We start from the raw sequence: 26421 nt of genomic DNA, 5'->3' as shown, positions 1-26421 counted from the left end.
GCGGTGCCGAGGACGAGCCGATTTCAGAGAGGGACAAGGAGAAAGGCCACGGCACCGGATCGACGCCCCACCGTGGCCTTTTTCTGGCCCATCTGGCGAAACGGGGACCTCGCCGATGCCATTTACCGGACGTCTATTGTGGACAGTCCGACCGCTGTTACAGATCCTGGACCAGGCGGTCGGGATCGACCGATGATCTTCTGAGGACTTCGCGCGCCGAGGAGACGGAGTCGGCTAGGAGGTGGCGAAGGACGGTGGCTTCGTCGAGCGTTTCCTGCTCGCCGAGGGCGTCCAGAAGGGCTTGGCGAGTACGAGGGGAAAACCGGTTTCGGCGGGTCCGGCGTTTCGGGACGAGCGACTCCATGACGGCCGCGCCCGCGTCACCCTGCCGTTCGAGAGCCGTGCGCACCGCGTCGCCGCCGGCGACGACGAAGCCGCAGAGGAGCAGGGCCGTGCTGATCGTGGAGCCGCTGAGCGAGGCGAGGAGGGCCGCGATCCGGATGGCACGGGCGACGTCGGGGTCGAAGCGGTCCGCCCGGATGTCACCACCGCCATCGAACAAGTCGCCGTCGGACACGTCGCTGTCAAGCCCCGTACCGGGGGCGGTCTGCGTGGTCGTCTCCCGGGATCCGGTCTGGCTCGGTGTGGCTCCTCCGGGGCCCGACAGTGGCATGCCCATCAACCCGAGGAGCTGACCGGACGAGCCGCCGCCCAGCGCGATGAACTCGTCCACGAGGTCGGCGATCGTGATGGTGGCGCGGCCGGCTCGCTGGGCGGCCCGTTCGGCACGGACCAGAACGGTGCTGACCGTGTCGGACAGCTCGACGCGGCCACCGGCGCCGGGATCGCCGGCGGGGAGGCTCTCCCGGAGGATGTTCAACAGCTCGGTGGCGAACTTGAGCCTGCCCGCGTCGACCGTGTCCGAGATCCTGGTCCGCATCGCGTCGGTGGGCAGCAGTTCCATCAGCAGCTCCAGTGAGCTGGCCAGCCCGAGTGGCGCGGCGTTGTGGATCATCCGGTCGACGAGCGCGCGCGCCTCGTCGTCCATCCGGTACCGCCCGAGGTCCGACGGCGGCCTGGCCGGGATCGCCCGCTGCGGTTCGCCCATGGCGATCCGGGTGGCGGGATCGCCGTACAGCACGAACGTCGCCCACTCGATCGAGCCCGCCTTGCGCAGCGACCGCCGCGCGGTGCGGACGGCACCGCCCGCGGTCGCACCGGAGACCAGTTCCGTGTAGAAGCGCTCGGCGAAGTCGCGGGAGGGGGCTTCCCGCACCGGGTGGCGGGTGCCGACGACGACCTTCGCGCCCATGACCATGAACGACACGCAAAGGTTGGCCAGACGGCCGGCCGAAGCACATCCGTTGACGACCACGATCGGCGGTGCGCCGAACGTCGCGAGGGTCTCCAGTGCCCGCCCGTCGAGTAGTTCCTTGCCGTGCAGAAGCAGGCCGACGAAATTGGTGTCCGTCAGTTCCGCCACGTGACCGGCGTAGTGCAACAGGTCGTAGCGTCCGGTGGACAGCTCGTCGATGACCCGCAGCAGTGTGGCCGACTCACCGAGCAGAACCGTGCAGTCGACGCTGTGCCCGGTGAGCCAGGACGTGACCTGCTCGGCCTCCGCGCGAGCCGCGAACAGGTCACCCAGCGGGTCGCCGATGATCAGGGCCCGCCTGATCGCGTCGGGCGCCCGGCCGCTGACGACCGGCCGGGTGACGAACGTGCGCCTGCCGATGTCGCGCCCCAGCGCCAGGAAGTCGTCGCCGTCGTGCAGCAGTTCCCACGGGATGCCCGACTCGTTCGTGCGGACCAGCAACGGCCCCTCGGCCTTGGACAGCTGGGCGACGAGCGAGGGAATGCCGCCGCCGGCGGACGTGAACAGCGCCCTGTAGAGGAGCTTGCCGACCTTGGCCAGTTCACCCTCGGCGTCGGCGGCGCCCGGGGCAGGGCCGACGGCGTCCTTGATAATCCGGTCGAGCTCGTCGCACGTTCGCCGCACCAGGTCCGGCGACGGCTCCGCCACGTACTCCTGCTGCAGCGGTCCCGTGCCCTCGGCCGTCGAGGTGCGAAGCTCGTACTTGCATGTCATGGCCGGATCGCCGGGCGCGCCCGTCACACTGACGACCAGTTCGGCCACGCCTTCAGCCCCGTTCGCAGACGTGCCGGACGAATGCCTGCACCAGCTGTTCCTCGCTGGCGGTGGTGAAGCCGGTGAGTTCGACACTGGCATCGCCGATGGTCATCTTGAGCGTGCGCCGGGGGCGCCGGGCGAGCCAGCCGCGCAGGGTGGACACGATGCGTTCGAGCAGCCCGATCGCCGGCGTCACGTTCGCGACCACGTCCGCTATCTCCGCGTCGACGCCCCGGGTGCCAGGAACCGGGGTGCCGAAGCGGGGCCGGGTGACGTCTTCGGCACCCGCGCCGCGCAGCAGGTCGGCCAGTTCGGCCAGCTCCTCGTCCGCGGCCGTGTCGAGCTGGACGGCGAGGTGAACATGGGTATCCATAGGCAGCGGATAGTACGCGACTGGTGACAAATGATGACCTATTCTTGCCGTTTGCCGGGCGGGAGGCCTCCGGGTTGGGGCAAAATCGCCGATACGGCACCGAACGCTGAGACAGTTGAGGGAGCCCGAGTGCTTTTCGAGGATGGGGTGCTGAGCGCGGCAGGGCTCGACGAGCGGACCGAGAAGGTCGTGCTGGCAGCGGTCGACCGGGCGACGTCGCCGGTGCGCCCCAGCGATTTCCTCGCCGCGGCGCTGTCCGTCGGTGACCGCCAGGTCCTCACCGCGGTCACGATGGCGCTGGCGACCGGCGCCGAAGTCGGTCACGTGCAGCAGATCATCGCCGTGCACAATCCGCGGGATTCGGCCGAGGAGGAGTTCGACGGGCGGCGTGAGCGGTTCTCGGCCGCGGCGCTGCGGGCGCTCGACGCGTTCGACGCCGCCCGGACCGGCGAACCGGCCGGGCACAGCCTGGAACTGCTGCTGGCCCAGGTGTTCGAAAACCTGGAAATCCGGATCAAGATCCTGGATACCGACGTCGTGCTCCGGGTTCTACGCGAACGGGGCGAGCACGGTACCGAGCCCGGGATCGAACTGTTCGAAGGAACGTCCGGACGACTGCGCTCCGAGGTGTTCACCGAGCCGGCGTGGGCGGTCCTGCAGCACGCGTGTGTGCACGCGGCGGAGCTGGGTTACGACCGGGTGCTGACGCCGCACTGCCTCATCGCCCTGCTCGGCGAGACTGAAGGACTGACCGAGCAACTGGTCCGCCTGCAGGTGCCCGCGGACGTCGGCCCGGCGCGGGTGGCGGAGGCGCTGGTCAGTGGCTTCCGGATTTCCGAGCACGCCCGTGATTCCCTGCAGCTGCGCCGCGCCGACCTCGGCGACGCCATGGTCACGCTGCTGCTCGCCGCGCACCGGCTGGCCCGCCTGTGGGATGTCGACCGGGTCGGGCCGCAGCACCTGCTGGGCGCGCTGCTGGAGGATCCGCCCGTCCGGCTGGCTTCGATCCTCGAACGCGAACCGCTCCGGCTGGATCTGGCCACGGCACACCGCCAGCTCGACCAGATCCTGCGGGACACCCGGGGCAGCGCGCCGCCGGAGGTGGCGTTCCGGCTCCCCGGTGATCTGCTGCCCGCCGAGGACCTCACCCACAACGCTCGCACCGAGACGATTCCGCACGCCGCGCATCTCGACGAGCCGCTGGCACTCATGGTGCGAGCGCTGTTCCGCAAGACCGCCAACCACGTGCTGGTCACCGGCCACGACGGGGTCGGCCGGACCACCCTGGTCCGGGAACTGGCCAGGCTGGCCGCCACCGGGGAGATCGCGTTCCTGCGCCACAAGCGCTTCCTGTGGGTCGACGGCCGGGACGTGGCGCCCACAGACAGCGGACGCAAGCTGGCCGCGGTCATCGCCCACGTCTCCGGACGCACCGATCTGGTGCTCTGTCTCGACGGGTTGGGAGCGCTGCTGCGCGGGGAGTCCGGGACCGACCACCGGATGGTGCTGCGGGCCGCGCTCAAGGAGGGCCGGGTCCAGGTCGTCGGGATCATGGACGCCACCGACTACGAGGACCTGCTCGCGGGCGACCAGTCGATGCGGTCGCAGGTGACCAGGGTAGAGGTGCGTGAGCCGGACCGGGAGATCGCACTCGACATGGTCGGCGCCGCCGCCCGGCTCCTGGGCGCGGAGTTCGGCCTGGAGATCACGGAGAAGGGCGTGGAGCGGGCGGTGGGCCTGTGCGCCGACTACATCTTGAACGACCGGCTGCCCCGCAAAGCCGTCGCGGTATTGCGGCGTGCGTGTGAAGACCTGGACTTCGAACAGGCGGTCCAGGGCAGTGAACGGCGCACCGTCGACGTGGCCGACGTGATCCGGGTGGTGTCGCGGGTGTCCGGCGTGCCCGAAGGCCAGCTCGCCGGCGTGGACACCGAAGCGGGCGAGGACTACGAGCAGGCGCTCGGCGCGCATGTCGTCGGACAGCCGCGCGCGGTCGCGGCGGTCGCCGAGGAACTGCGCCTGATCAAGTTCGGGCTGCGCTCCGGGTCGGTGCTGTTCTTCGCGGGCCAGACCGGCGTCGGCAAGTCCGAGCTGGCGAAGGCGCTCGCGCGGTTCTATTCGGCGTCCAAGCGGCTGCAGACCTACGCGATGGGCAACTTCCTCGAGGCGCAGTCGGTGACCGGGATCATCGGGGTCGCGGCGGGCTATGTCGGGCACGAACGTGGCGGCAGGCTGATCAACGAGCTCAACGCCGACCCATACTGCGTTTTCCTTCTCGACGAGGCGGAAAAGGCGCACCCCGACGTCTGGAAGCCGTTTTTGAACCTCTTCGACGAGGGCTGGATCGAGGACCAGCGCGCCGTCCGCGCGCACGCCGACCGGGCAATCTTCATTCTGACCTCGAACGCCGGGGCCGAGGTGATCTCCCGGCTGTCGGCGGAAGGCGCGGAGCCCGCCGAGATCGCCCGTGCCGTGCGGGAGCACCTGCCGAAGGTTCGCCACCCCGGCACCCACGAGGCGGTGTTCCCCCCGGAGTTCCTGGCCCGCATCCAGCGGATCATCGTCTTCGACCCGCTGGACCGGGCGGCGATGGCCGGTATCACCCGGAAGATCATCCAGGAGCGGCAACGGTTCTGGCTGGAGAGCCGTGAGAAGGAGCTCGTCGTCCCCGGCTCGCTCGTGGCGCACATCGCGGACGTCGCCGACACGGAGAACCGCCGCTCCGGCGGCCGGGAGGGCGGCCGGATCGTCAAGAAGCTGATCGCCGAACTGGTCGAGGACCCGATCGTCCGGGCAGCGACCCGGCGGCCGAAGGACTACCTGGCGTGTGGCCGGATCGAAGTGCTCTGCCGCCACCACGCCCTGCCCTCGGCACCGACGGTGGACGTCGCGTTCACGGCGGCGGTGAGCCCGTGACAGCACCGATCGGCGAGGTCCGCGCGCGTGACCTCGAGGGAAAGCTCGTCGGGGACTACGTCCTGGAAACCTACCTCGGCGAGGGCGCGTTCGGCGCGGTCTTCCGGAGCAGGCAACGCGCCTTGGGCAAGCCGCTGCGCCGGGTCGCCCTCAAGCTTTCCCACCGCACCGGGCTGACCGCCGCCGCGGCGCTGGACCTGCTGGACGACGCTTTCCTGCTCGCCGACGCGATGGACCGGATCACCGACGCCGCGGCCAGGCAGCACCTGGTACAGGTGTACGACGCCGGACTGATCGGGGCCGGCGGCCGGGCGTTCCTCGCCATGGAATACGTCGAAGGCGGCACGCTGGCCGACCGGTTCGCGCGGCAGCGCAAGATCGACGCCGAACAGCTTGCCACGTGGGTGAAGCAGATCGCCACCGCGCTCGGCGCGCTGCACCGGCTCGACCCGCCGGTGGTGCACCGCGACCTCAAGCCGGACAACGTCCTGCTGGGACTGGACAACCGTGTCCGGCTGGTCGACTTCGGTCTCGCCGCCCGCGTCCAGGAACTCGGCTACGCGCAGGGCGTGGCGGGGACGGTGACCTACATGGCCCCGGAGACGTCCGAAGGCTTCAGCAACCCGGCTTCCGATGTCTACTCCCTCGGGCTGCTCATGTACGAGGGGCTGACCGGGCAGCACCCGTTCCGTGATCTCGTGCCTCCGGTTCACGTACCCGACCACCTGCACACGCAGTGGGTGGCGGAGGCGAAGCGGCGGCACCCGGCCGTGCGCCCGTCGGTGCTGAGCAACACCGTCACGCCGAAACTCGACCGGATCGTGCTGCGGTGCCTGGAGTTCGAGCCAGGTGCCCGGTTCCGCGACGCCGCCGAGCTGCTCGAAGCGCTCAGCCGCAAGGACCCGGTGCCCGACGAGGTCGAAGTGGAGTTAGCGCGCCCGGCCGACAGCAAGTCCGTCCGGCGCCTGCACAAGGTGCGGGACAAGCTCGAAGGCGAACTCGCGGCGGCCACCACTCGTGACGCCAAGTTCGAGCTGTTGCGCAAGCTGGGCGAGGTGCTGGGCAAGCTGGACCTGCACACCGAGGCCGCGCGCAGGCTGCGTGAGGCGTGGGATCTGACCGAGCAGTCGGCACTGCTGCACGACACACGCGATCGGGTCCGGCTGCTGTCCCGGCTCGCCGACGCGTACCGCCGCTCCGGCAACGAGTTCCAGGCACGCCGCTACGAGACACTTCGCGGGCGTGAGCGAGGTGGCGGGCGATGACGTCCTTCGCGAACCGGTTCACCCGCCACGGCAGGCTGCGGAACCGGTGGGCCGCGGCACTGGCCGAGCCGGATCCGGCGCACCGGCTCCGCTCGCTGCTGGCTCTGCAGACCGAGTTCACCGAGCACCCGAAGGCGCTTGCGGCTTCGTGGCCGCCGTACGTCGCCGACGTGCTCGCGATCGGCGGCGGGACGCTGCCGTCCGACGATCTGAGCGATCTGGAGGCCAGGGGCGCGATCGTCGCGGACGGGTCAGGGGGGCGGCTCGGCCTCGCCGACGCCTGGTCGCCGCTGATCGCCGCGCGGGACGCGCGCGGCGAGTACGCCGTCGCCTGCGCCAGGATGGCGGCGCTTTACTGGTGGGCGGGCCTCCCGGCGCCGGCGAAGTCGGCGCTGGCGCGCGAGCTGGCCCGGCGCGGTGCCGACGGCCCGTACTTCCGGGAGGTCTACGTCGACCATCTGACGGGTGGCGCGGCATCGGCGGACGAGGGCGCGATCACCGCGATCCTGGCCGCGGCGCTGGTCGTCGGGTTCGATGCCGACCCGGACCGGGTCGCCGCGGCCGGTGAGCTGGCGGCCGTTCTTCGCGCCGCCGAAGTCACGTTGCCCGGGATCGACCTCGCGCTGGGCTACTCGGCTCTGCTCGTCGAGGACGCCCCGGCCGGGGCCGCCCGTTACCTGGAGGCCGCGTGGCAGCAGGACCGCGGCGGGCACCACGCGCTGGTGGGCCTGGCGTCGGCTTGGCTGCGTTCCGGCGCGCACGACCGCATCGCTGCCCTCGCGGCGGGGCACGATGTCCCGCGGGTTGTCGGGGAGCTGGCCGAGCTGAGCGCGGTCCTGCGCTGGTTCGACGATGCCGACGTCGACGGACTGTGCCCGGCGGCTTCGGCCCGGCTCGCGCGGCTGCGGGTCGGCGTGGAGGCCGCCGAGTGGCTGGACTACGCGGTCGGCCGGGCGCTTCTGCTGGAAGGCGACGCGGAAGGAGCGGCGCAGACCTTGGTGCCGCTCGCCGACCGGCATCGCGACCGCCCCGGGTGGAACTACCACGCCGCATGGGCGCTGCTCCTGCTCGGCGACCGCGAAGGCATCGCCACGCGCTTTGCCGCCGCGGCGGGACATTCGGACCGGTGGACCATCGGCTGCCTGCTGATCGAAGCGGACCCCGGTGCCGCGGACACGATCGCCGCGGAGGCCGCCGCCGACGGGCTTCCGGAATCCGCCGCCGCGGTCGTCGCGGCGCGCGCGGCCCTGGCAGGCACCGGGACCGCGCCGCGGACGCCGGACGGGGTGGACGGCGGTCCCACCGCGCATCTGGAGCACGTGCGGGGCGGCATCGGCGCGAGCATCGCCGCGCAGAACGGGAGTGACACCACGAGGTGGGTGGCCGACCCGTGGTTCACCCGGCTGCCCCTGGCCGACCAGCTCGTGTGGACCGGGCTCGCCTGGCCGGAGCCAGGGCTGCTCGAGTACGCGGCCGACGGGCTGGGGTACGCGCGGGCGGCCTTGGTGCTGTCGGTGCTCACCCGGGATCCGGCGAGGCTCGAGCGGTTGTCCCGGCGCACGGATCCGGCCGTCGAGCTGATGCGGGCGTGGGCCGACCAGGACAACGCCGGAGTCCGGCTGTCGGCGCTGCTGGAGGTGGGCGAACCGAGGGCCCGGTACGCCCACGGGCAGTTCCTGCTGACGACCGGGGACTTCGCGGGCGCGGCCGAGGAGTTTCGCGCCGCCGCGGAACTCGGCGACGTCACGCCACGGGACGCGCGGCTGCTGCAATGGGCGGCCGCCGCGGCCGGTCCGGACGGCGACGGCACGCCCGTGCCGGAACAGCCGCCGTGGAAGGCCGAACCCACGTGGGTTTCCTGGACCGCGGCCCTGGTCACGCTGGCCCGCGAACCGGCGACGGCGGGCATCGACGCGGCCGCGCACTGCGTGCGCGCGCTGGTGAGGGCGGACGACCCGCCCGCGGCCGCGGTGCGGGCCGTGGCGGTGGGGCTCGCCCGTGCCCGCCTCGAAACCGACGACCCGATCCGCGTCACGGCCCTTGGCGACCTGGCGGACGAGCTCGCCACCGCGACCGGCTGTCCCGACGCCCTGCGGATGCGCGAGGTCGCCGCGGCAGGCCGAGCGCGCCGGTACGGGGCCACCCACGAGCTGGTCGGCGCCGGGGCGCCGACCGCACTGGCCATCGCCGAGCGTGTTCTGGGGAACGGGGACGACGCCGGCGCGGCGCGAGCGCTGCGGGCGGTCCCGGCCGACGAGTCCGCCGAGTCCCGGTTCTGCCACCTGGCGGCCGCGGCGCTGACCGGCGCGCCCGCCCCGCTGCCGGACCCGCCGCCCGCCCCGGACGTACCGACCGGGCTGGCCACCCTCCTCCTCATGGCCGCGGTGCAGGTGGACGAGGCCCCGGCCCGCGCGCTGCAGAGCCTGGTGCCGGTGCTGCGTGAGCACGACCTGACCGGCCTCGTCGACCTGAACGCCGCCCTACCGCATCTGCACGCCGCGGTCCGCACCCGGCGGGCCCCCGAATACCTGACCCGGCTGGTGCACCGGGCGACCCGCGACGCCGTCGGCGATCCACTGACGGCCGCGCGTCACCTGACCGCGATCGGCGAGCACGAGACGGCGGATCCCTTCTGGCGTAGGGCGATCGGCGACGCGGGCCTGGGTGGCCGGGCGTGCCTGGAGTACGCCGCCATCCTGCGTCACCGCGCGGTCATCGCCAGGCGGGCAGGCGACGAACTGCGCGCCGCCGGTCATCTGCTGCTGGCCGCCCGGGTGGCGGACGCGACGACCGCACCGGCTCTAATGCCCACCTCCGCTGAATTGGACAAGTTGCGCCGTGATTTCCGGAAAGTGAAACTCGCGGTGTCCAAGGGCCGGAGGAAGAGGCTCGACGGCACCTGGACCACGAACGAACGCGCGCTCGCCGCGGCCACAGCCCGGGGTGACGAGGAGCGTGCGCTGCTGTGCCTCGCCCGGCTCCACGAGTGCGTCGAGGACGGCTTGGAATCCGGCCTCTCCGCGCGGGCCCGGCGGCTCGTGCTGGCCCGGTGCGTGGATCGCCTGCTCGGCCACTTGTTCCCTGGCGACGACGATCGCGAGTACGCGGGGCGGTACCGGGTGCTCGAACGCGCCGTCGAAAGTTACGACGCCCTCTTCTACGCGTTGCTCGACAAGGACCGGGCCGCCGGGCTGACGGCATGGCGGCGGTTCGTGCCGCACCTGGGGTCGGCTCTGCTGATTCAGCACGCCTTGGCCGTGCTCTACCGTGAGCGTGCGCTGGCCGCCCCCGGCCAGGCCGGCACGCTGGTGGTGGCCACCGCGTTGTGGGCCGGGCTGCTGAGTTCCGAACGGTTCTGGGCGCGTTGCCGCGACGAGGTGCGCGACGACGAACGTCGCCTGCGCGCCGAGGTGATGCGGGAACTGCTGGCCGCGCACGCCGTCCGTGGCCGTCGGGCGCTGGCCGACGGTGACGAGGACGCGGCGCGCCGGCACCTGGGTTTCCTGGCCGGCTGCGACGACGTGACGGCCGTGCAAGGCACGCTCGCCGAGTTCGGCCTGCCGTTTCCGGGCGGCGTCGATCCGCAGCGGTTCGCCGAGGTCGCGGCGATCGCCCGCGAGACGTTCGACGGGTGGGTCGGTGACGTTATCGCCGCGGCTCGCGAGGTGGTCGCCGATCCGGCAGCGATCGCCCGGCTGCCGGAGGGCATCAGCGCGGACTACGAGGGCGGCATCGCCGCTATGAAGCCCTTCCTGCGCCTGGACGTGCCCGTGCGGACGGTCCTGCAGACCGTGCTCGGCTGGTACAACGAGTGGGCCATGGCCGTCTACCACCGCGAAGAGATGGCCGAGCTCGCCGACCTGACCGAGGCGGCGGCCCCGGTCGCGCGGGCGCTGGAACCGCTGTGCGACAAGGGGAAAGCCATGGACCCCGCGAACCAGACACTGTCGCGGCACCTGATGTTGCGCGGCTTCGGCCTGCGCGACCCGGCGAAGGCCCGGTCCCGTTACCGGGAAGCGCTGGCCTGGGATCCGGGGAACAGCAACGCGGAGACCCTGCTCGCCGACGCCGCCGACGAACTGGCCGCGCGGCAGCTCCAAAAAGCGGCGAAAGCCATCGAGGCGGGCCGCGACGACGAAGCGTTGTCCACTTTGGACGGTATCGAGCCGGGAAGCGCGGCTACCGAGCAGGTCCGGCGGCAGCTGCGGGCCGCGGCGTACTTCCGGCGGGCGACGCGGCTCATGGAGCAGGGCAAGCTCGATGCCGCCCGCAAGGATCTGAACCTGGTCCTGCGGGAGGATCCCGAACCCGGCATCCGTGCGCTGGCCGAGACCAGCCTGGTCACCGTGAATCTGCGCGCGGCGATGCGCGCGAAGGACTGGACCCTGGCCAGAAGCCTCGCGGACGAGCGGATGGCGCAGGCACGCGGTGCCGAACGCAAGGCCCTGCCGGAACAGCTGGCGGCGGCGTTCAACGCCGAGGCGATCCACCTGGCGAACGAGTCGCGGGAGGCGCAGCAACCGTTCGAGAACGCCTTCGCCGACGTCATGAAGCGGGCCCGGCTGGCGATCGAAGGAAGCCAGTACGGACTCTCCGCCGACCTGTTCGCCGAACTGGACGGCAGATTCCCCGGCATCCTGGACCGCAGCACGCGTTTCCAGCCGGGCGGCCAGGATTGCGCGGTGTGCGGCGGAGCGGCGAAACCGGCACGCGTCGCGCTGATCGCCTCCGTCGTGGCGCGTGTCACTGTCCAGGGAGAGTTTCAGGCCACCGTCAAAATGTTCTGGGACGAGCACCGCGGCCGGCTCTGCCGGTCCTGCGCGGCCCGGTGGATCGAGCACACGCAGCTGCTGACCACGGCCTGCGAGCTGCTGGAGGACGGACTGGCCCTGGATCCGAAGAACAAGACCATCCGCAGGAACCTCGAAGAACTGAGGCGCGCACAGTGAACCGCAACCCCTTCCACGTCTTGCAACTGCCCGCGGACGCGACCGGCAAGGAGATCGTCGATCGGGCCGCCGAGGCGGCCGAGCTGGCCGAAACCGACGCCGAACGCCATGCGATTGCCGAAGCGCGGCGCGCGCTGATCACCCACCCGGAGGTCCGGCTCCGGCATGAGCTGCTCGAAGTTCCCGGCAGCGACTACCTCGAGCGCGACTGGGAGCCGTTCGAGCACGAAAACCGGCGCAACCCGGTCGACTTCTCCGCGATGACGGAGGGCGCCGTCCCCCTGCGCCGCGCGGACTTCGACCTGCGTGCCGTCCTCGGGCTGGTGCTCGACGAGGTGCTCGCCCTGCCGGAACCCGACGTCGCCGCCGCGCTGGCCGACCCGCCCGTGCGTCCCGTCTGGGGCACCCCGCCGATCGAGGTGCGCCATGTCCTCTTCGGCTGAGACACCGGCGCCGGTCGAGCTCGGCTGGTCGGCCTTCGGCGAACGGCCGGTCGCCGCGCCCGTCGAGCTGCTCTCGCCCGCCTCGGAACTGGCCGCGGCACTGCAGCGCTGCCGCCGCGACCTCGACGCCGAGCGCGCCGCGGCGGCCGAGGCGCTCGCCGGGGTTCACGCCGCCGCGGCCGAGCAAGCCGTGCTGGTCTTCACCCTGTCGGCCGCGCTGCGCAGGCATGACCAGGCACTGATCGACGCCGGGCTGGCCGTGCCCCGGCGCACCTTCCTGGTGCTGCGCGACCAGATGATGGCCGCGCTCGACCGCGGCGGGCTGACGGTCCTGGACCCGACCGGGCGGCCGTTCGACGAGGTCGGCGACCTGGTCCGGGTCACGGGCTGGCGGCACGGTCCCGAATACGCCGGCGAGGTGGTCGCCGAGACCATCGAGCCGATCGTGCGATACGGAGCCGAGGTGGTCCACCCCGGCCTGGTGATCATGGGCGCGCCGGACCCGCGCGAAGGCGCCGACGAGGGGAAGACGTGATGGAACACATCCTGAGCAAGGCGGTCGGGATCGACCTCGGCACCACCAACAGTGCGGTCGCGGTGATGAACCGCGCCGACACGGACGTCCTGCTGCACAAGGAGACCCGGCATACGGTGACCACCCCGAGCTGCGTGTGGAAGGACCCGAGGTCGGGAGACCTGGTCGTGGGACGGATGGCGGCCCGCCGCGCCGGTACGGCACCGGAGCCGATCCGCTCGGTCAAACGGCTGATGGGCGGGCGCACCACCGTGCGCGTGACCGACGAGGACATGTCTCCCGAACAGGTCTCCTCGAAGATCCTGGCCGAGATGAAGCGGCAGATCGAAACGGACGTCGCCACCTGGGAGTCCGACGGCGCCTCCTGGGTCGTCGACCGGGCGATCGTCACCGTGCCTGCCTACTTCGACTACCCCGCCATCGAGGCCACCAGGCAGGCGGGCGAACTCGCCGGTCTGGAGGTGCTCGACCTGCTGCACGAACCGACCGCCGCCGCGTGCTACCACTGCTGGTCGACCAAGACCACGGACGGCACGTTCCTCGTTTACGACCTCGGCGGCGGCACCTTCGACGTGAGCGTGGTGCGGTGCACCGCGGGGGCGTTCGAGGTGCTCGGGATCAGCGGCAACACCATGCTGGGCGGCGACAACATCGACATCGAGATGGCAGGCCGGATCCAGGAGTACCTGATCGAGGACGGGTACGCGTTCGACCTCGACGTCGCGAGCGATGCCGACGACCGGATCCGATTCGCGCAGCTGCGGATGCTGGCCGAAGGGGTGAAACAAGCTCTGTCCACTCAGGACGGTTTTATGTTCCGCGACGCGGGGACCGTCCGGGACAAGGACGGTACCCCGGTGATCATCGACAGGTTCGTCGAGCGGGAGGAGTTCGAGGCCGTCGCCCGCCCGCTGCTGACCCAGACCCTCGGCTACTGCCACGAGGCGATCGCTGTCGCCACCAAGGAGGCGGGTATCACGCTGTCCAATGTAGACCAGGTGATCTTGGCAGGCGGGTCCACTCACATCCCGCTGGTGCGCGAGCTCGTCACCCAGGAGCTGTGCGGGCCGACCGGAGCGCGCTGCGCCGCGCCGGTCTACGACAAGGTGGACACCATCGTCGCGCTGGGCGCGGCGGTCCGCGCGTCGGCCACCGGCGGCCTGGTCAGTCAGGACCGCGGTCGTACCGTGCGCATCTCCTTCCGGGGCACCGGGGCCACCGGCACGACCCGGACCCGCGTCGCAGGCAAGGTCGAGGCGCTGACCGACGACATCGACCTCACCGGCGGGCACATCCAGCTGAATACCGGAACCTACGACGACGACGCCGACCTCGGTTCCGGCGGGACGTTCGCCTTCACCCGGGTCCCGATCCAGTCCGGGGCGGAAAGCCTGCTGTCGTTCGAGGTGTTCGACGGCGCCGGGACACCGGTGATGTCGACCGCGCGCCCGGTCTCGCACAGCGATGACCTCGGTCCCGACGGCGGCGACGCGCCCGGCAAGCTCCCCAAGCCATTCCTGCTGGAGGTCAGCCGGGCGGGCAAGCCCGTTCGCAAGGAACTGCTCCCGGCGCTGACGCCGCTGCCGACCGACGCACGGTTTAGCTTCCAGCATCCCGGCGACACGGAAAAGGTGCTATTCCCGCTGTACCAGCGCCGGCGCCGGATCCAGGTGATCGAAGTTCCGGTGCCCTCCACGACCGCCCGGGGCACGGAAATCACCTTCGTCGTCCGCGTCGACGGCCGGGCCATGATCACCGTGCAGGGCGCCATCGGCTCGGTTGAGTTCGACGCCAAGGTGGTCGACCCGCCCGAGCGGGACATCCCGACACGGGCGGAGATCGACGACCTGACCGCCCGGTTCCGCGACGGCGTCCAGTTCCTCAAGGCCGGTGACCGGGCGGTGGCCGAGGAGAAGTGGGATTTCTTCGCGGAACAACTCGAAGCCGCGGTGGCCAGGGGCGACCGGGCGCAGGCGGTCCACGACTTCGAAGAGCTCGAGGTCGTCGTCGACGACCTGCCCGCCACCGAAGACGTGCTCGAGCCACCCAAAACAGAGTTCGACGAGCTCGTCGCGAACTGCCGCGAGCTCAACGTGATCGTCCACCAGGTCACCGAGGGCCTGGCCATCCAGCACGACCAGCACGACGTCGCCAAGTCGATCAACGCGCAGGCCGACCACGGCGAACGTGCCTACCGCAACCGTGACCAGCGCGCCTATGCCGAGGCGATCGCGCAGCTCGACGCCATCCGCAACTACCTCGCCGGGCTCTACCGCCGGTCGGGGCGCGGCGACGACACCGGGACCGAATCCCAGCGCACCGCCGCCTACGTCAGGGAAGTCGTCCAGTTCGCCACCGAAGTGATGCGGCTCGCGGAGTCGAGGCGCCGGAAGGACTTCCAGCGGGAGATATCGGAGATCCAGCGCGCCCTTGCGACCCTCGAACGCGACGTCGACCGCGATCCGGCCATTGTCCGCACGCGGGTCGGTCAGCACTCCCAGCGGCTGCGGCAGATCAGGAACGTACTGACTCCCAAGTCCGGCGATGGGTACGCCGCTCTCCTCCCCGAGGAGCTGGTGTGATGCTGCGCTGCCCGTTACCCGGCTGCGGCGCGGAAAACGCAGCGGACGCCGACGCGTGCGTCCGCTGCACCGCTCCGCTGCGTCACTTCGGCCGCCTGTCCGCCTACCCGGCCCAGCTGTTCAACGCAGGCCTGGCCGCAGCGAGGGCGGGTGACCTGAACGAGGCCAGGGAACTCTTCGCCGCCGTCGTCCACTGGTGTCCGATGGACGCCGAGGCGCGCAACGCCCTGGCCCTGGCGAGCTACCAGCTCGACGAGCACGAGACGGCACAGACCCACTGGCAAGCGGTCCTGGACTGCTCTCCCGGAAATCCTTTCGCGACGGAGGGCCTCGGTCGCCTGCCGGCACCGACTTCCGGAACTGGGCCCGCGTCGCCGCGGATCCGGTCATGACGCCCGCCGCGTCTCGAAAGACCGGCGGCAGGGATGTCGTCTGAGGCGGGCAGGCCGCGCTGCCTCGTCGACTGTCGTTGTCTTCAGCAGTAGCCAAGGCGGTTGTAGACGTGGTGATAGTCAGGCGGCGAATACCGAATCCAGCCGCCACGCCGAGCCGGTGTCCTTCCGGAGGACACGCCGTCGACTGCCTGAGCCGTGGGTGTGCGCCCCACAGGGATCGACCACTCCCGAGACCGAGCCTGTCTGTGTTCGACTTCGGTGTAGTTACCGTCTAAGTGTCCCGAATGGACAGTGGTGCCCGGCCGACGGCCCAGCACGCCGTCCGTATGACGGACACCTTCCACACCCAGTGACTTCTATCGGCCCAGGGCCGCAATCGACAACGTCGAGCTTTGACGTTGAGCCGGTGACACCTGCGGCGGTGAGTACGTCGTTACCATCCAACCGCGGCAGCGTCTGATCAGTCCCACTCGAGGTGGTGATCAGAGAGGCCGTGTCATAGCTGGCGTGATGGCGGCGAACCGACGAGGATAATGCTGGTCGGGGGGACTTGTGCGGTGATGGGCCCCGGAGCTTCCGGCCGTCACCGGCCGCATCATGCACCCCGCCTCCTTCAGGATCTCGTCCACCCGGTCCGTGCGATCATCCAGTCCGCTGGTGATGGACGTGGCCTTTCTGCCGAGCGCGAACCACTGGCCTTGAGTCTTCACGCCACGGCCGCCGATCACTGACGGCGGCAACTCCCGACCGCGCCTTCTCGACCAGGTCCTCGTCGTTCTCATCCTGATCACTCGAAGACGTGGCCTGGTCGGCAGGGCCGGTCAGTCCAGAAGTTCCAGTTGGCGGGGACTCCGCTGGCACGCCCAGCACCGTGAGATGCCCGGCGAGCAGGCCGGAAGCCCGGTCGATCAAGCCAGTGACCGCAGCCTACCGGGAAGATCGGTTCGTCGACAGTTTTTCGCAGGCCAAGAGGCAGTACTCGGCCTCGGACCATGTCTGCCAGTGAGGTGGCGGTTCAGCGGGCTGAAGCTAGGGTGCAGAGCGTCGCGGAGATGTCGCGTGCGCTGGTGAAGCCATCAACCGGGTGACCACTCTTGCCCGAAGCCATGGGGCTATCAGGACGATGACCGTGCGGCGTCTGCGGTGCTACCAGGCTACTTCGGCGAGCCGGATCAGCTGTTCTCGACGTAGGGTTCGAATCAGAGCGGGCGTGGCGGAACTTGCGCAGTCCGCATCGAGTGCGATGTCGCCGTCGGGTGTCAGGCCGAAGCGCCGCAGTTCGTTGGCGTGGGCGACGAAGCCGTTCACAGCCAGGAGCCGGAGGGCTTGTAGCGATAAGCCGTCGTCGCTGACGGCATCCCGTGCCAGTTTCTCGGGTGCGTTGTGGAAAGCGGGCAGGGCTACCAGGTAAGGCTCAGCGTGCATGGTTCCAGCTGCACTGGCTGAGCTTACGCGGCGAAGATCATCTATGCGGTCCTGTTCCGCGAGCCGCTTGGCGAGCCGCTGGCGGTAGTCGAAACCGATCCACGGACGGCCGTCGGCGTAAGAGGGCGTCTGAGAACTTGATGGCGGTGGTTGGCGTGGTGATGCCGGGGAATGGGGTGAGCTCCCGGTAGGACTGGTGGTTCTCACACCAATACCGGTCCCACCAGGAGCTCGCGTGCCAGTGTCGCCTATCTGCCGGTGTTTGTCGTGTCCGGCCCACGGTGAGTCGCTCACCTCGCCGCCGCTGTGCCCGTTCTACCCGTCGTCGTCGATGACCGACGCCCAATGGGTGATCCTCGCGCCGCTGCCGCCACCGCCGGGCAACAACACCGACAAAGGCGGCCGGCCCGAGAAACACCCTCGCCGTCTCGTCCTGGACGCGATCTTCTACCTGAGCCGGGGCGGGATCGCCTGGCGGCAGATGCCCAACGACTTCCCACCCGCGATGACCATTTACGACACAGGCCGACCGCAACGGCAACAGCACCACGCCTCGCTACCACGGCAACGGCACCCTCGCATCGATCACCGACTCCCAAGGGCGAGTCACCACCTTCGCCTATGACGGTGCTCAGCACCTGACCGCCATCACCGACCACACAGGCACCACCGCTGCGAGCTACGTCTACGACTCAACGGGCAAGCTGAGCAGCTACACCGACCGTGCGGGCAATCAGACCACGCTGCAGTACGACGCCGCGAACAATCTCAGCGCCCTCATCGACCCGAACAAGGGCAAGACCCAACTTTTCTACGATTCGTCCGACCGGGTCACCGACGTACGGGTTCCCGGCCAGGCGGGCCCGCTGACCACCTTATTCGCCTACGGCGACAAGCAAACCACCGAAACCGACGCCAACACCAACAAGGTCACTTACAAGTACGACGACCAAGGCCGCCAGACCGAGGCCATCGACGCGCTCGGCCACTCACAGAAGAAGACCTGGACCGCCAACAGCGATGTCCAGGTGACCACGGACGGGCTCACCAACAACACCACCCGCAGCTACGACAGCCTCAACAATCTGATCGGCACCGAACTGCCAACCGGCGCCAAGAACACCATCGGCTACACCAAATCCGGGCAGCCGCACCTACCCACCTCGGTCAAAGACCCGCAGAACAACGAAGTCACCCGCGACTACGACAACGCGGGCAACCTCACCAAGGTGCGTTCCACCGGTTTGAACGCCGACTTGCAGGTCCTCACCTACAACCATCCCCAGGGCACCGTGGCGTCCAGCGCGGACGGCAACGGGCAGCTCACCACCTTCGGCTACGACGCCGCGGGCAACCTGACCTCGATGGACCCGTCCGGCCCGATCCAACCCACCCGCTACGGCTACGATTCGCTGTCACGGGTCACCAGCGTCACCGACGGCAACGGCGTGCGCCTCGACTACAGCTATGACAAACTCGACCGCGTGGTCGCAGTCAGCCGCAACGGGCAAGCCTCGCAGTCCAGCACCTACGACGCGATCGGCAATCTGATCACGCGCCGATTCGGTGCGGTGACTACTTCATTCCAGTGGGCGAAAACCCCGGCGGCCAGCCAGCCGGTCCAAGTCAAACGTAGCGAAGGCACCTCAGTGGAGACCGTCGGCTACACCTACGACAAGGTCGGCAACCTCGCAACCCTGACCGACGCGGGCGGCACCACCACCTACACCTATGACGCCGCGGACCGGCTCACCACGCTGGCCGATCCGTTCGGGCAGAGCACCACCTTCGGCTACGACGACGCCGACCGCCGCACCCGCAGCAACCTCGCCGGCGGCACCGTGCAGTACACCGGCTACGACAAGAGCGGCCGTCAAACCAGCATCACCGTCAACAAAACCGGCGGAATCCCACTCCTGCGCCACACCTACAACTACACCAAACCCGGCGGCGGCGACAGCAACCAACTACAGGCCAAGAACATCAACGGAGACACCACCGCCTACACCTACGACAGCCTCGGACGGCTCACCAAAGCCGGAAACAACACCTTCGCCTACGACAACGCCAGCAACATGACCAACCTGGCCGGCACCGCGTTCACCATCAACACCGCCAACCAGGCCACCACAGCAGGCAACGACAAACTGGCCTTCGACGGCGCCGGGAACCTGACCAGCAACACCGCGGGCGACACCAGCCACACCTACAGCCCCACCAACCAACTCACCCGCACCACCACCGGCGGACAGCAGGTGTTCTCCGCCAGTTACGACACCGTCGACCAAACCCAACGCCGCACCATCACCGAAACCGTCAACGGCACCAGCACCACCCACGTCTTCGGCGAAACCGCACTCGGCACCACGCAGGTCACCGACAACGGAGCCCGCACCAGCTACACCCGCGACCCCGACGGCACCCCCATCACCCAGAAAACCGCCACCGGAGCACGCCACAACCTCATCACCGACTACCAAGGCAGCGTCCTCGGCCTGATCGACACCAACGGTGACCTGGCCGCCACCTACACCTACAGCCCGTACGGCACCACTACCGCCACGGGCCCGGCAGCCGACACCAACCACTTCCGCTGGATCGGCACCTACCAACTCCGAAACAGCACCTACCTCACCGGCTACCGCAACTACAACCCCACCTGGGGCCGCTTCACCCAAACCGACCCCACCGGCCAAGAACCCAACCCCTACAACTACGCCCAAGCAGACCCCTGCAACAGAACAGAACCCCACAGGCGCCGCGTCGTCAGCATGCGTCAAGGCCGGCGTCACCTCCATTCTCGGCCTGGTGGGGACCGCCGCCACCTACGTCACCAGCGCCGCCACAGCCGGCGTCACGGCCGGACTGGCAGTGGGATCGACAGTCGCCACCGTGACCGCTATCACCAATGCGGCGCTCGCGTGCAGCTAGCCACATCAATTGAACGCAAGGAGAACCAGACACGATGAGCAAATCCACAAGCATGGTCTTCCTGGTCATCTCAGGAATCTTGCTCGTCACCTTCGTCGTGCTGGCTGTCTTTTGGCCCACCACCCTCAATATCGTCATGGCGGCGGTTCTGGCACTGCTATTTGCCTACTCTGCCCTTTCCGTGAAGCGCAGATGGGAAAAACTGCGATAGCCACAGGATGGGAAACGATGACGGAGAGCGCGGCTGGTTCTTGCGCTCTCCGTCATCAGCTTACCTGGGGTCGCTTCACCCAACCCGACCCCGCAGGGCAGGAGATCAACCCGTAACTACGCCACCGGCGACCCGATCAACAGCGGCGACCCCACCGGCGCCTACAGTGTCGACGACTTCATCTCGGACGCGGATATTATCGGGGAATTCGCTGGCGCTGGCATCGGCGCTATGGGCGGGTCTTGTCGCCTGTGCGTTTGGCCCAGTCGGCTGCGGTGCGGGCGCCGGAGCGGGTGCCGGTATCGGTGGTGGGCTCGGCGCCGTCGTAGGCATTGGAGTCGCAACGCGCAAACGGTTCGGTCCAGCCCTGTGCCGAACCTTCTGCCGCAAGTAATAAACGCGAAGTGCTAAGGGCTGACAGGGTCTTGGACGATATGTACCTGGCCGGGACCCTGTCACCTTCTCTGCGCGGCGAACGCGAACCCGAAGGGAAATTGACTAAATGGGACATCGACTTAAATCAAAAACTATACACGTCGTAGCGACTTTGGTAATGGTACTTCTTGCTCTCGTTGCAGGCTTTGTTGGCGCTGCCCTTGCAGAAAAGTATAATTTGCCATGGCTAACCTTCCTACTGCTAACCGTCGTAGTAGTGGTAGCACTCGTTCTATTTTTCAGGTCAGATCTTGCCAAAAATTTGCCTAAGAAGAGGAGGTAGTCCACCACTTCCGTCGCGGATGCGACGGCTGATCGAGGGCATTCTCATCACCCAAAAAACACCGCCGGGGCTTCGGTGATCTCATCACTGACTTTCCCGGCAGTGTATACAGGATCGGCAACTGAGCCTGTCACGTTTTTTGTGTAAGCCAGAGGTGATTGCTTACGTTTGTAGGTTATCAGAAAAGTATGCGTCCGGGAAAGATGTTGATCAGTGTGTCCCGGAATCGCCTCCTCGTTGACTGGATATGTTGCGGAGTCCGAGATAGAGCAGTTTCATGGCGGCGTCTTTGTCGGGGAAGTGTCCACGGTTCTTCGTGATTTTGCGGAGTTGGAAGTTGATGGACTCGATGGCGTTGGTGGTGTAGACGATTCTACGGAGTTCCGGTGGGTAGTCCAGGAACGGGATGAACTCGTCCCACGCGTTGCGCCACACGCCGATCGCACCCGGGTATTGCGTACCGAATTGCCGGTCGAATTCCGCCAGGCCGAGTTCCGCGGCTTCGAGCGTGGGCGCGGTGTAGATTTCTTTCATCGCCCTGACGACTTTCTTGCGGTCGCCGTAGGACACGAACCGCATCGCATTGCGGATGACGTGCACGACGCAGGTCTGCACGACGGTGTCCGGGAAGATCGCGTGAATCGCGTCAGGCAGGCCGGTCAGGCCGTCGCAGCAGGCAATGAGGATGTCCTTGACGCCTCGATTGCGCAGATCGGACAGGATCTTCTGCCAGAACTTCGCGCCCTCGGTGTCCTGGATCCAGCAGCCCAGGGCGTGCTTGCGGCCGTCCACGTCGACACCGATGGCCAGGTAGGCGACCTTGGTGGTGACGACCCCGTTGTCCTTCACCCGGATCCGGATCCCGTCGACATACAGGATCGGATACACCTCGTCCAGGGGACGTGATTGCCACGCCTTGATCTCGTCGACCACCACCTCGGTCACATTCGAGATCAATTCCCGGGACGCATTCACCCCATACACTTCACGCAGGTGTGCCTCGATATCACGAGTCGTCATCCCCCGCGAATACAGCGACAGGATCATGTCATCAATATTGCCGATCCGTCGTGCTCGCTTCGGCACGATCGCCGGTTCGAACGAACCATTCCGGTCACGCGGCACCTCGATATCGACCGGGCCGTTCGTGGTCGACACAGTTTTCCGGGACTTCCCGTTACGGGAATTGCCGGACCCATGACCGGCGGGATCGCCCGCGTCATAACCCAAATGGTCAGTCAGCTCGGCCTGCAAAGCACGTTCCAGCACAGCCTTGGTCATCTGATTCAGCAGACCATCCACACCATCGATCGGCGTGCCAGCGGACTTCGCGTCCTTCAGCAACGCGTCAATCGTGGACGGCGAGAACGCGTCCGCGAGCCGCCGCGATGCCGTCTCATCACCCTGAACCGCCCCGGGTTTGATGGAGGCTCCTCGTGTGAGTGAGGATGTAGATCATGGCTCGGAGGATGAAGTACTCGGTTGAGCTGTGGGAACGTGCTGTTGCGTTGGTGTTTGAGCAGGTTGGGCAGTATGGCTCGCAGTGGGAGGCGATCGTGTCGGTCGCGGCGAAGGTGAATGTGTCCAGTGAGACGCTGCGCAAGTGGGTGCGGGCGGCTGAGGTGGACGCGGGGACGCGGGCGGGCATGTCGAGCGAGGACTCCGACGAGGTGAAGCGGTTGCGTCGGGAGAATGCGGAGCTGCGTCGGGCGAATGAGATTGTGAAGGCGGCGTCGGCTTTCTTCGCGAGGGAGCTCGACCCTCGACTGCCGCGCTCGTAACGTTCATTACGGAACACAAGGACCGGTTCGGGGTCGAGCCGATCTGTACCGTGCTGACCGAGTTCGGAATCAAGATCGCCCCTTCCACCTATTATGCCGCTCTGACGCGTCCGCTCTCGGCGCGGGCGGTGCGTGACGAGGAATTGATGAAGGAAATCCAACGCGTGTACGACGAGAATTACCGTGTTTATGGTGCCCGGAAAATCTGGCGTCAGCTGAACCGGGACGGTGTCGTCGTGGGCCGGTGCCGGGTGGAGCGGCTGATGCGCAGGCTGGGTCTGGCAGGCGCCGTCCGCGGCAAGACGGTCCGCACCACCATCTCGGACAAGGACGGTGTGCGGGCGGTGGACCTGGTGAAACGCCAGTTCGCTGCGGGTGCGCCGAATCGGTTGTGGGTTGCGGACTTCACCTATGTCGCCACCTGGGCCGGCACCGTCTATGTCGCGTTCGCCATCGACGTGTTCTCCCGCAAGATCGTCGGCTGGCGGGCGAGTATGTCCAAGGAAACCGATCTGGTGCTCGACGCTATCGACATGGGATTGCGGCACCGTGACTACCGGTGACAAGAAGGCGAGAGCAAACTTGTTCACCATTCTGACGCCGGGAGTCAGTACACGTCTTTTCGGTTCACCCAGCATCTTATCGACGCGGATATCGACGCGTCGATCGGCACGGTCGGTGACGCATACGACAACGCGCTCGCCGAATCCACGATCGGTCTCTACAAGATGGAGTTGATCAAACCGCAAGGCCCGTGGCATAATATGCGGGAGGTCGAAACAGCCACGAATGCATGGATCGACTGGTACAACCATCGGCGACTGCACGAGGCCTGTGGCTATCGGCCACCGACCGAGTTCGAGACCCTGTACGAGATCGGTGACCTGACCAGCCTGGTTGCCTGACCCCAGTAACGAGTCTCTACCGAACCCGGGGCGGTTCACTGAAGGATCTCGGCGGGAAGGTCGGGGTCGTCGTGGGCGACGCTAATGGCTGAGATGGCTTGGATGACGGCGACAGCGGCTTGTGCTGTGGTCAGGTGGTCGAGTGTGCTCGATGGTTCTGTGTTGTCTGTCGTCGTCTTCAGCAGGCTGGCACCAGGATCCGGGCACGGTGGCTGATCACTGAGGAGTTCGGGTTGCTGGCGGATGACGTGGAGGACGCGGTTCCACCAGATGTTGACCTGGTTGCGCAGGGCGGGTTCGTCGCGAGGGTCTTTGCTGCGCAACGCGGGGAGGTCGGCGGCGTAGCTTCCGGCGATGGTGGGGTCAAGGGCGGCTGCGGCGATGAGAATGTGTATTTGCAGCCGTTGTTCGGTCCGATCACTGTCGTCGCTGGATAGCAGGACGCAGGCTGTCGCGGCGGGCGCGATGGTCAGGCTGCTCGCGATCTTGGCTGGTGTTTCGGATGCGGTGTTCGCTGCGGCGGTGAGCAGCGACAGGAAGTCGCGGATCAGACGGAGCCGTCTATTCGTTTTCTTGCGTGGCCCGGGAAGTAGCTGCTCGAGAGCGTGGAAGAGATCGTTGTATGGGTCGCCCTCGTCATCCTCGTTGTCTTCTTGCAGGGCCTCGATGGCGCGGAGAGAGGGCAGCACGAGGTCTGCGGTCTTGCGGAGTTTGGTGGTGCTGGCCGCTTTTTGGATGGCGTCGGAGCCTAGGGCGGTCAGTGCCTCGCCGGCGATGTGGTGCAGTGGTCCGGCGGTGACTGTGGTGTCGGACAGCGGTGACCAGGGCTCGGTGAAGTCTTCGCTCTCGAGCAGGTCGGGATACAGCAACGCCGCACGGACGATCAGATGCGCCTGGGCCGCGCTGGCGAGTTCCTCGGTGTCGTCCTCGTCGGCCACGGTGAGGTGTTCGTCGTCGATTTCGGCGAGCACGCCGACCGCGGGGCTGATTCTGTCGATGCGGAGCCCGGTGAGCCAGAGCCAGGGCGAGCGGGCGTGGTCGGTGACGTCGTGGCTCAGGGTGGCCAGGGCCCGCAGCCCGGCCCACAGCAGCGCCCGTAGTTGGTCGCTGCTGCGCCGTTCGCCGGCATCGGGGTCCTCGTCGTTGTGCTGGTTCCATTGCAGGTCGTGGCGTTCCATGAACTCTTCGACGAGTACGTGGCCACGCATCCGGTCGTCGTCGAACGCGATAGTCGGCTCGTCGATCTCGCCGCGTACGGACTCCAGCAGCTGCTGTGCGAGTGCGGTGTCCCCGCCGCCACGGCCGATCAGCGGTCGGCGGGTGCCGGAGGCGGCTTCGCCGCGGCCGGCCGCGATCAGGAGTGTGCCGAGGTCTCCTGCCACTTCGCGGCCCCAGGGATGCTGTGTGGCGGCTCCGGCGACGAGGTCGGCGGCGTCGACCGCTTCGGGGGTGTAGCGGCTTTCGCCGGTGGGGTCGTGCAGGTCGCGTACGGCGCCGGCGATCAGGAACTGGGCAGCCATCTCGAGCAGGTCGCTGCGCAAGTGCTCCGCCACAGGGAACCGGGGGCCGTCGTCGCGCAGCGGCGGTAACCAGTCACCCGAGGGGTCTGGCGAGGTCAGCTTCGTGGCGCGTAGGGAGTCGGTCGTCCAGCCCAGCAGGGCGGGTGCAGCGTCCGCCAGGTGACGTCCGAGGCTCGCGCCGATAGTGGTCGCGACCTCCAGGACTTCGGTGTCGACAGCGAGTCCGATCATGGCGCCGTCGGGATATCCCAGCACGCGCATATCGAGAAGGCCGGGGCCGGTGTCTTCGTCCTCATCGACGGCAGGAGGGTCATCCTCGTCGTCGAGCCTCGGCACGACGGGAACGTCCCAGCCTGCCTTCAGCAGCTCGACGATCAGATCCGGCAGTTGCCGGCGGCCGCATCGCGCACCGGCTCCGGTGCAGTCAGCTCCAGCCATACGGCGTACGGCAAGCCTCACCCTCCAACCACTCATGTTCCGGCCACGACCCGGTGCCAGTTTATGGGCGGAGGCAAATAGCCGTTGGGACTGCCAAGTGACGGGTGGTCGGTCACGTGTGCATTTGGCGGTACTCCGGGCATGTGACCGCAGGGGGTGTGAGTGGTGCTGTGATTTTCCGGCGGACAACTGGTGAACGTGGATCAGTGGGGGCCACGACAGGTGCACCTCCGGTTCCGCAGCCCAATCCAGCGGCCGACTTGGACGACTACTACCTGCGGCATCTGCCCAGCCATCTCCTGGGCGCACGGGACCACGACCGGCTGCACCGCCTGATGCGTTTGGAGTGGTCGTGGAACGAGGAAGTGTCCGAGCCGGGCGGCTTTCTGCGACGCAGGAGGACGGCCACGCGAGTGCGGTGCCGGAACGCCTGGTACGAAGCCAAGGCACGCGCCGGTCTAGATGAGTGATTCCGTGAAGGTTGCGTGAAGGGGGGCGGCTGTGCGGGCATGAGAGGAGGGTGTCCAAGATCAAACTGTGACGAATGAGCTGGACACCCTCCTGACCGCACTGTACGTGCTGGTCGACGACCATGTCGTGCCGCCCCGTGCTGGTCGTGGTCGGCGGCCGGCGTTGACTGACAGTGAGCTGATCACGATGGCGGTGGCGCAGGTGCTGCTGCGTTACAGCAGTGAGCGCCGCTGGATCCGGCATATTCATGCCGACGCCGGGTGGCGGGCCTTGTTTCCCGCCATGCTGACTCAGTCCGGTTATCACAAGCGGCTCAAGACCGCGCAGCCGTTGCTGCGCAAGGCGATCATGACTGTGGCGATGTGTTGTCCGTCCTGGTTCGACGATCTGTGGATCACCGACGCCACGCCGGTGCCGTGCGGGATGTCGCGG

General features: G+C 68.1%; 14 protein-coding genes and 4 pseudogenes. 13 read left to right on the top strand and 5 right to left on the bottom strand.

The window, feature by feature from the left end:
* Positions 1 to 157: 157 nt before the first annotated feature.
* Positions 158 to 2137, bottom strand: a complete 1980-nt coding sequence (locus AB0M65_RS09580) for a CHAT domain-containing protein (protein WP_364024080.1) — start codon at positions 2135 to 2137, stop codon at positions 158 to 160.
* 4 nt (positions 2138 to 2141) lie between these two features.
* A complete protein-coding gene (locus tag AB0M65_RS09575; RefSeq protein WP_364024077.1) occupies positions 2142 to 2504 on the bottom strand; it encodes a hypothetical protein in 363 nt (120 codons plus the stop codon).
* Between the two features lie 129 nt (positions 2505 to 2633).
* On the opposite strand from AB0M65_RS09575, the gene AB0M65_RS09570 reads away from it, so the two are divergent.
* The 7 genes from AB0M65_RS09570 to AB0M65_RS09540 are packed head-to-tail and all read left to right on the top strand — an operon-like array spanning position 2634 to position 15586.
* Entirely contained in the window at positions 2634 to 5420 is a 2787-nt protein-coding gene (locus AB0M65_RS09570; protein WP_364024074.1) for an AAA family ATPase, read from the top strand.
* Complete coding sequence (locus tag AB0M65_RS09565; protein ID WP_364024072.1) at positions 5417 to 6685, top strand: serine/threonine-protein kinase; 1269 nt, start codon at positions 5417 to 5419, stop codon at positions 6683 to 6685. Before AB0M65_RS09570 ends, AB0M65_RS09565 begins: the two co-directional genes overlap by 4 nt.
* A complete protein-coding gene (locus AB0M65_RS09560) occupies positions 6682 to 11634 on the top strand; it encodes a hypothetical protein (protein ID WP_364024069.1) in 4953 nt (1650 codons plus the stop codon). Before AB0M65_RS09565 ends, AB0M65_RS09560 begins: the two co-directional genes overlap by 4 nt.
* Entirely contained in the window at positions 11631 to 12077 is a 447-nt protein-coding gene (locus tag AB0M65_RS09555; protein ID WP_364024066.1) for a hypothetical protein, read from the top strand. Before AB0M65_RS09560 ends, AB0M65_RS09555 begins: the two co-directional genes overlap by 4 nt.
* Positions 12061 to 12612, top strand: a complete 552-nt coding sequence (locus AB0M65_RS09550; protein WP_364024064.1) for a hypothetical protein — start codon at positions 12061 to 12063, stop codon at positions 12610 to 12612. Before AB0M65_RS09555 ends, AB0M65_RS09550 begins: the two co-directional genes overlap by 17 nt.
* Entirely contained in the window at positions 12612 to 15194 is a 2583-nt protein-coding gene (locus AB0M65_RS09545; RefSeq protein WP_364024243.1) for an Hsp70 family protein, read from the top strand. The genes AB0M65_RS09550 and AB0M65_RS09545 overlap by 1 nt, the downstream gene beginning before the upstream one ends.
* Complete coding sequence (locus AB0M65_RS09540; RefSeq protein WP_364024061.1) at positions 15194 to 15586, top strand: hypothetical protein; 393 nt, start codon at positions 15194 to 15196, stop codon at positions 15584 to 15586. Before AB0M65_RS09545 ends, AB0M65_RS09540 begins: the two co-directional genes overlap by 1 nt.
* Positions 15587 to 16735: 1149 nt before the next feature.
* Here AB0M65_RS09540 and AB0M65_RS09535 read toward each other — a convergent pair.
* Entirely contained in the window at positions 16736 to 17014 is a 279-nt protein-coding gene (locus AB0M65_RS09535; protein ID WP_364024059.1) for a hypothetical protein, read from the bottom strand.
* 235 nt (positions 17015 to 17249) lie between these two features.
* Here AB0M65_RS09535 and AB0M65_RS09530 point away from each other — a divergent pair, with 235 nt between their 5' ends.
* The 4 genes and pseudogenes from AB0M65_RS09530 (at position 17250) to AB0M65_RS09515 (ending at position 20156) form a co-directional block, all read left to right on the top strand.
* Positions 17250 to 17639 (top strand): transposase, encoded by a 390-nt coding sequence (locus tag AB0M65_RS09530; RefSeq protein ID WP_364024056.1) that lies wholly within the window; start codon positions 17250 to 17252, stop codon positions 17637 to 17639.
* Positions 17599 to 18003, top strand: a pseudogene (locus AB0M65_RS09525) (RHS repeat protein); the annotation flags it as partial. The gene AB0M65_RS09530 and the pseudogene AB0M65_RS09525, both read left to right, overlap by 41 nt.
* A gap of 39 nt (positions 18004 to 18042) precedes the next feature.
* Positions 18043 to 19983, top strand: coding sequence for an RHS repeat-associated core domain-containing protein (locus AB0M65_RS09520; RefSeq protein ID WP_364024053.1), 1941 nt, complete (start codon positions 18043 to 18045; stop codon positions 19981 to 19983).
* A complete protein-coding gene (locus tag AB0M65_RS09515; protein WP_364024050.1) occupies positions 19980 to 20156 on the top strand; it encodes a hypothetical protein in 177 nt (58 codons plus the stop codon). The genes AB0M65_RS09520 and AB0M65_RS09515 overlap by 4 nt, the downstream gene beginning before the upstream one ends.
* A gap of 949 nt (positions 20157 to 21105) precedes the next feature.
* On the opposite strand, the pseudogene AB0M65_RS09510 reads toward AB0M65_RS09515, so the two are convergent.
* Positions 21106 to 22227: pseudogene (locus AB0M65_RS09510) on the bottom strand (IS256 family transposase); the annotation flags it as partial.
* 104 nt (positions 22228 to 22331) lie between these two features.
* On the opposite strand from AB0M65_RS09510, the pseudogene AB0M65_RS09505 reads away from it, so the two are divergent.
* Positions 22332 to 23560, top strand: a pseudogene (locus AB0M65_RS09505) (IS3 family transposase).
* 35 nt (positions 23561 to 23595) lie between these two features.
* Here AB0M65_RS09505 and AB0M65_RS09500 read toward each other — a convergent pair.
* Positions 23596 to 25518 (bottom strand): hypothetical protein, encoded by a 1923-nt coding sequence (locus tag AB0M65_RS09500; RefSeq protein ID WP_364024047.1) that lies wholly within the window; start codon positions 25516 to 25518, stop codon positions 23596 to 23598.
* Positions 25519 to 26055: 537 nt separating this feature from the next.
* On the opposite strand from AB0M65_RS09500, the pseudogene AB0M65_RS09495 reads away from it, so the two are divergent.
* A pseudogene (locus AB0M65_RS09495) lies at positions 26056 to 26421 on the top strand (IS982 family transposase); the annotation flags it as partial.

It is taken from the genome of Amycolatopsis sp. NPDC051071 (genome assembly GCF_040682875.1).
Lineage (GTDB): Bacteria > Actinomycetota > Actinomycetes > Mycobacteriales > Pseudonocardiaceae > Amycolatopsis.
The sequence above is the reverse complement of the archived record's forward strand: the minus strand, read 5'-3'. Positions and strand labels throughout refer to the sequence as shown.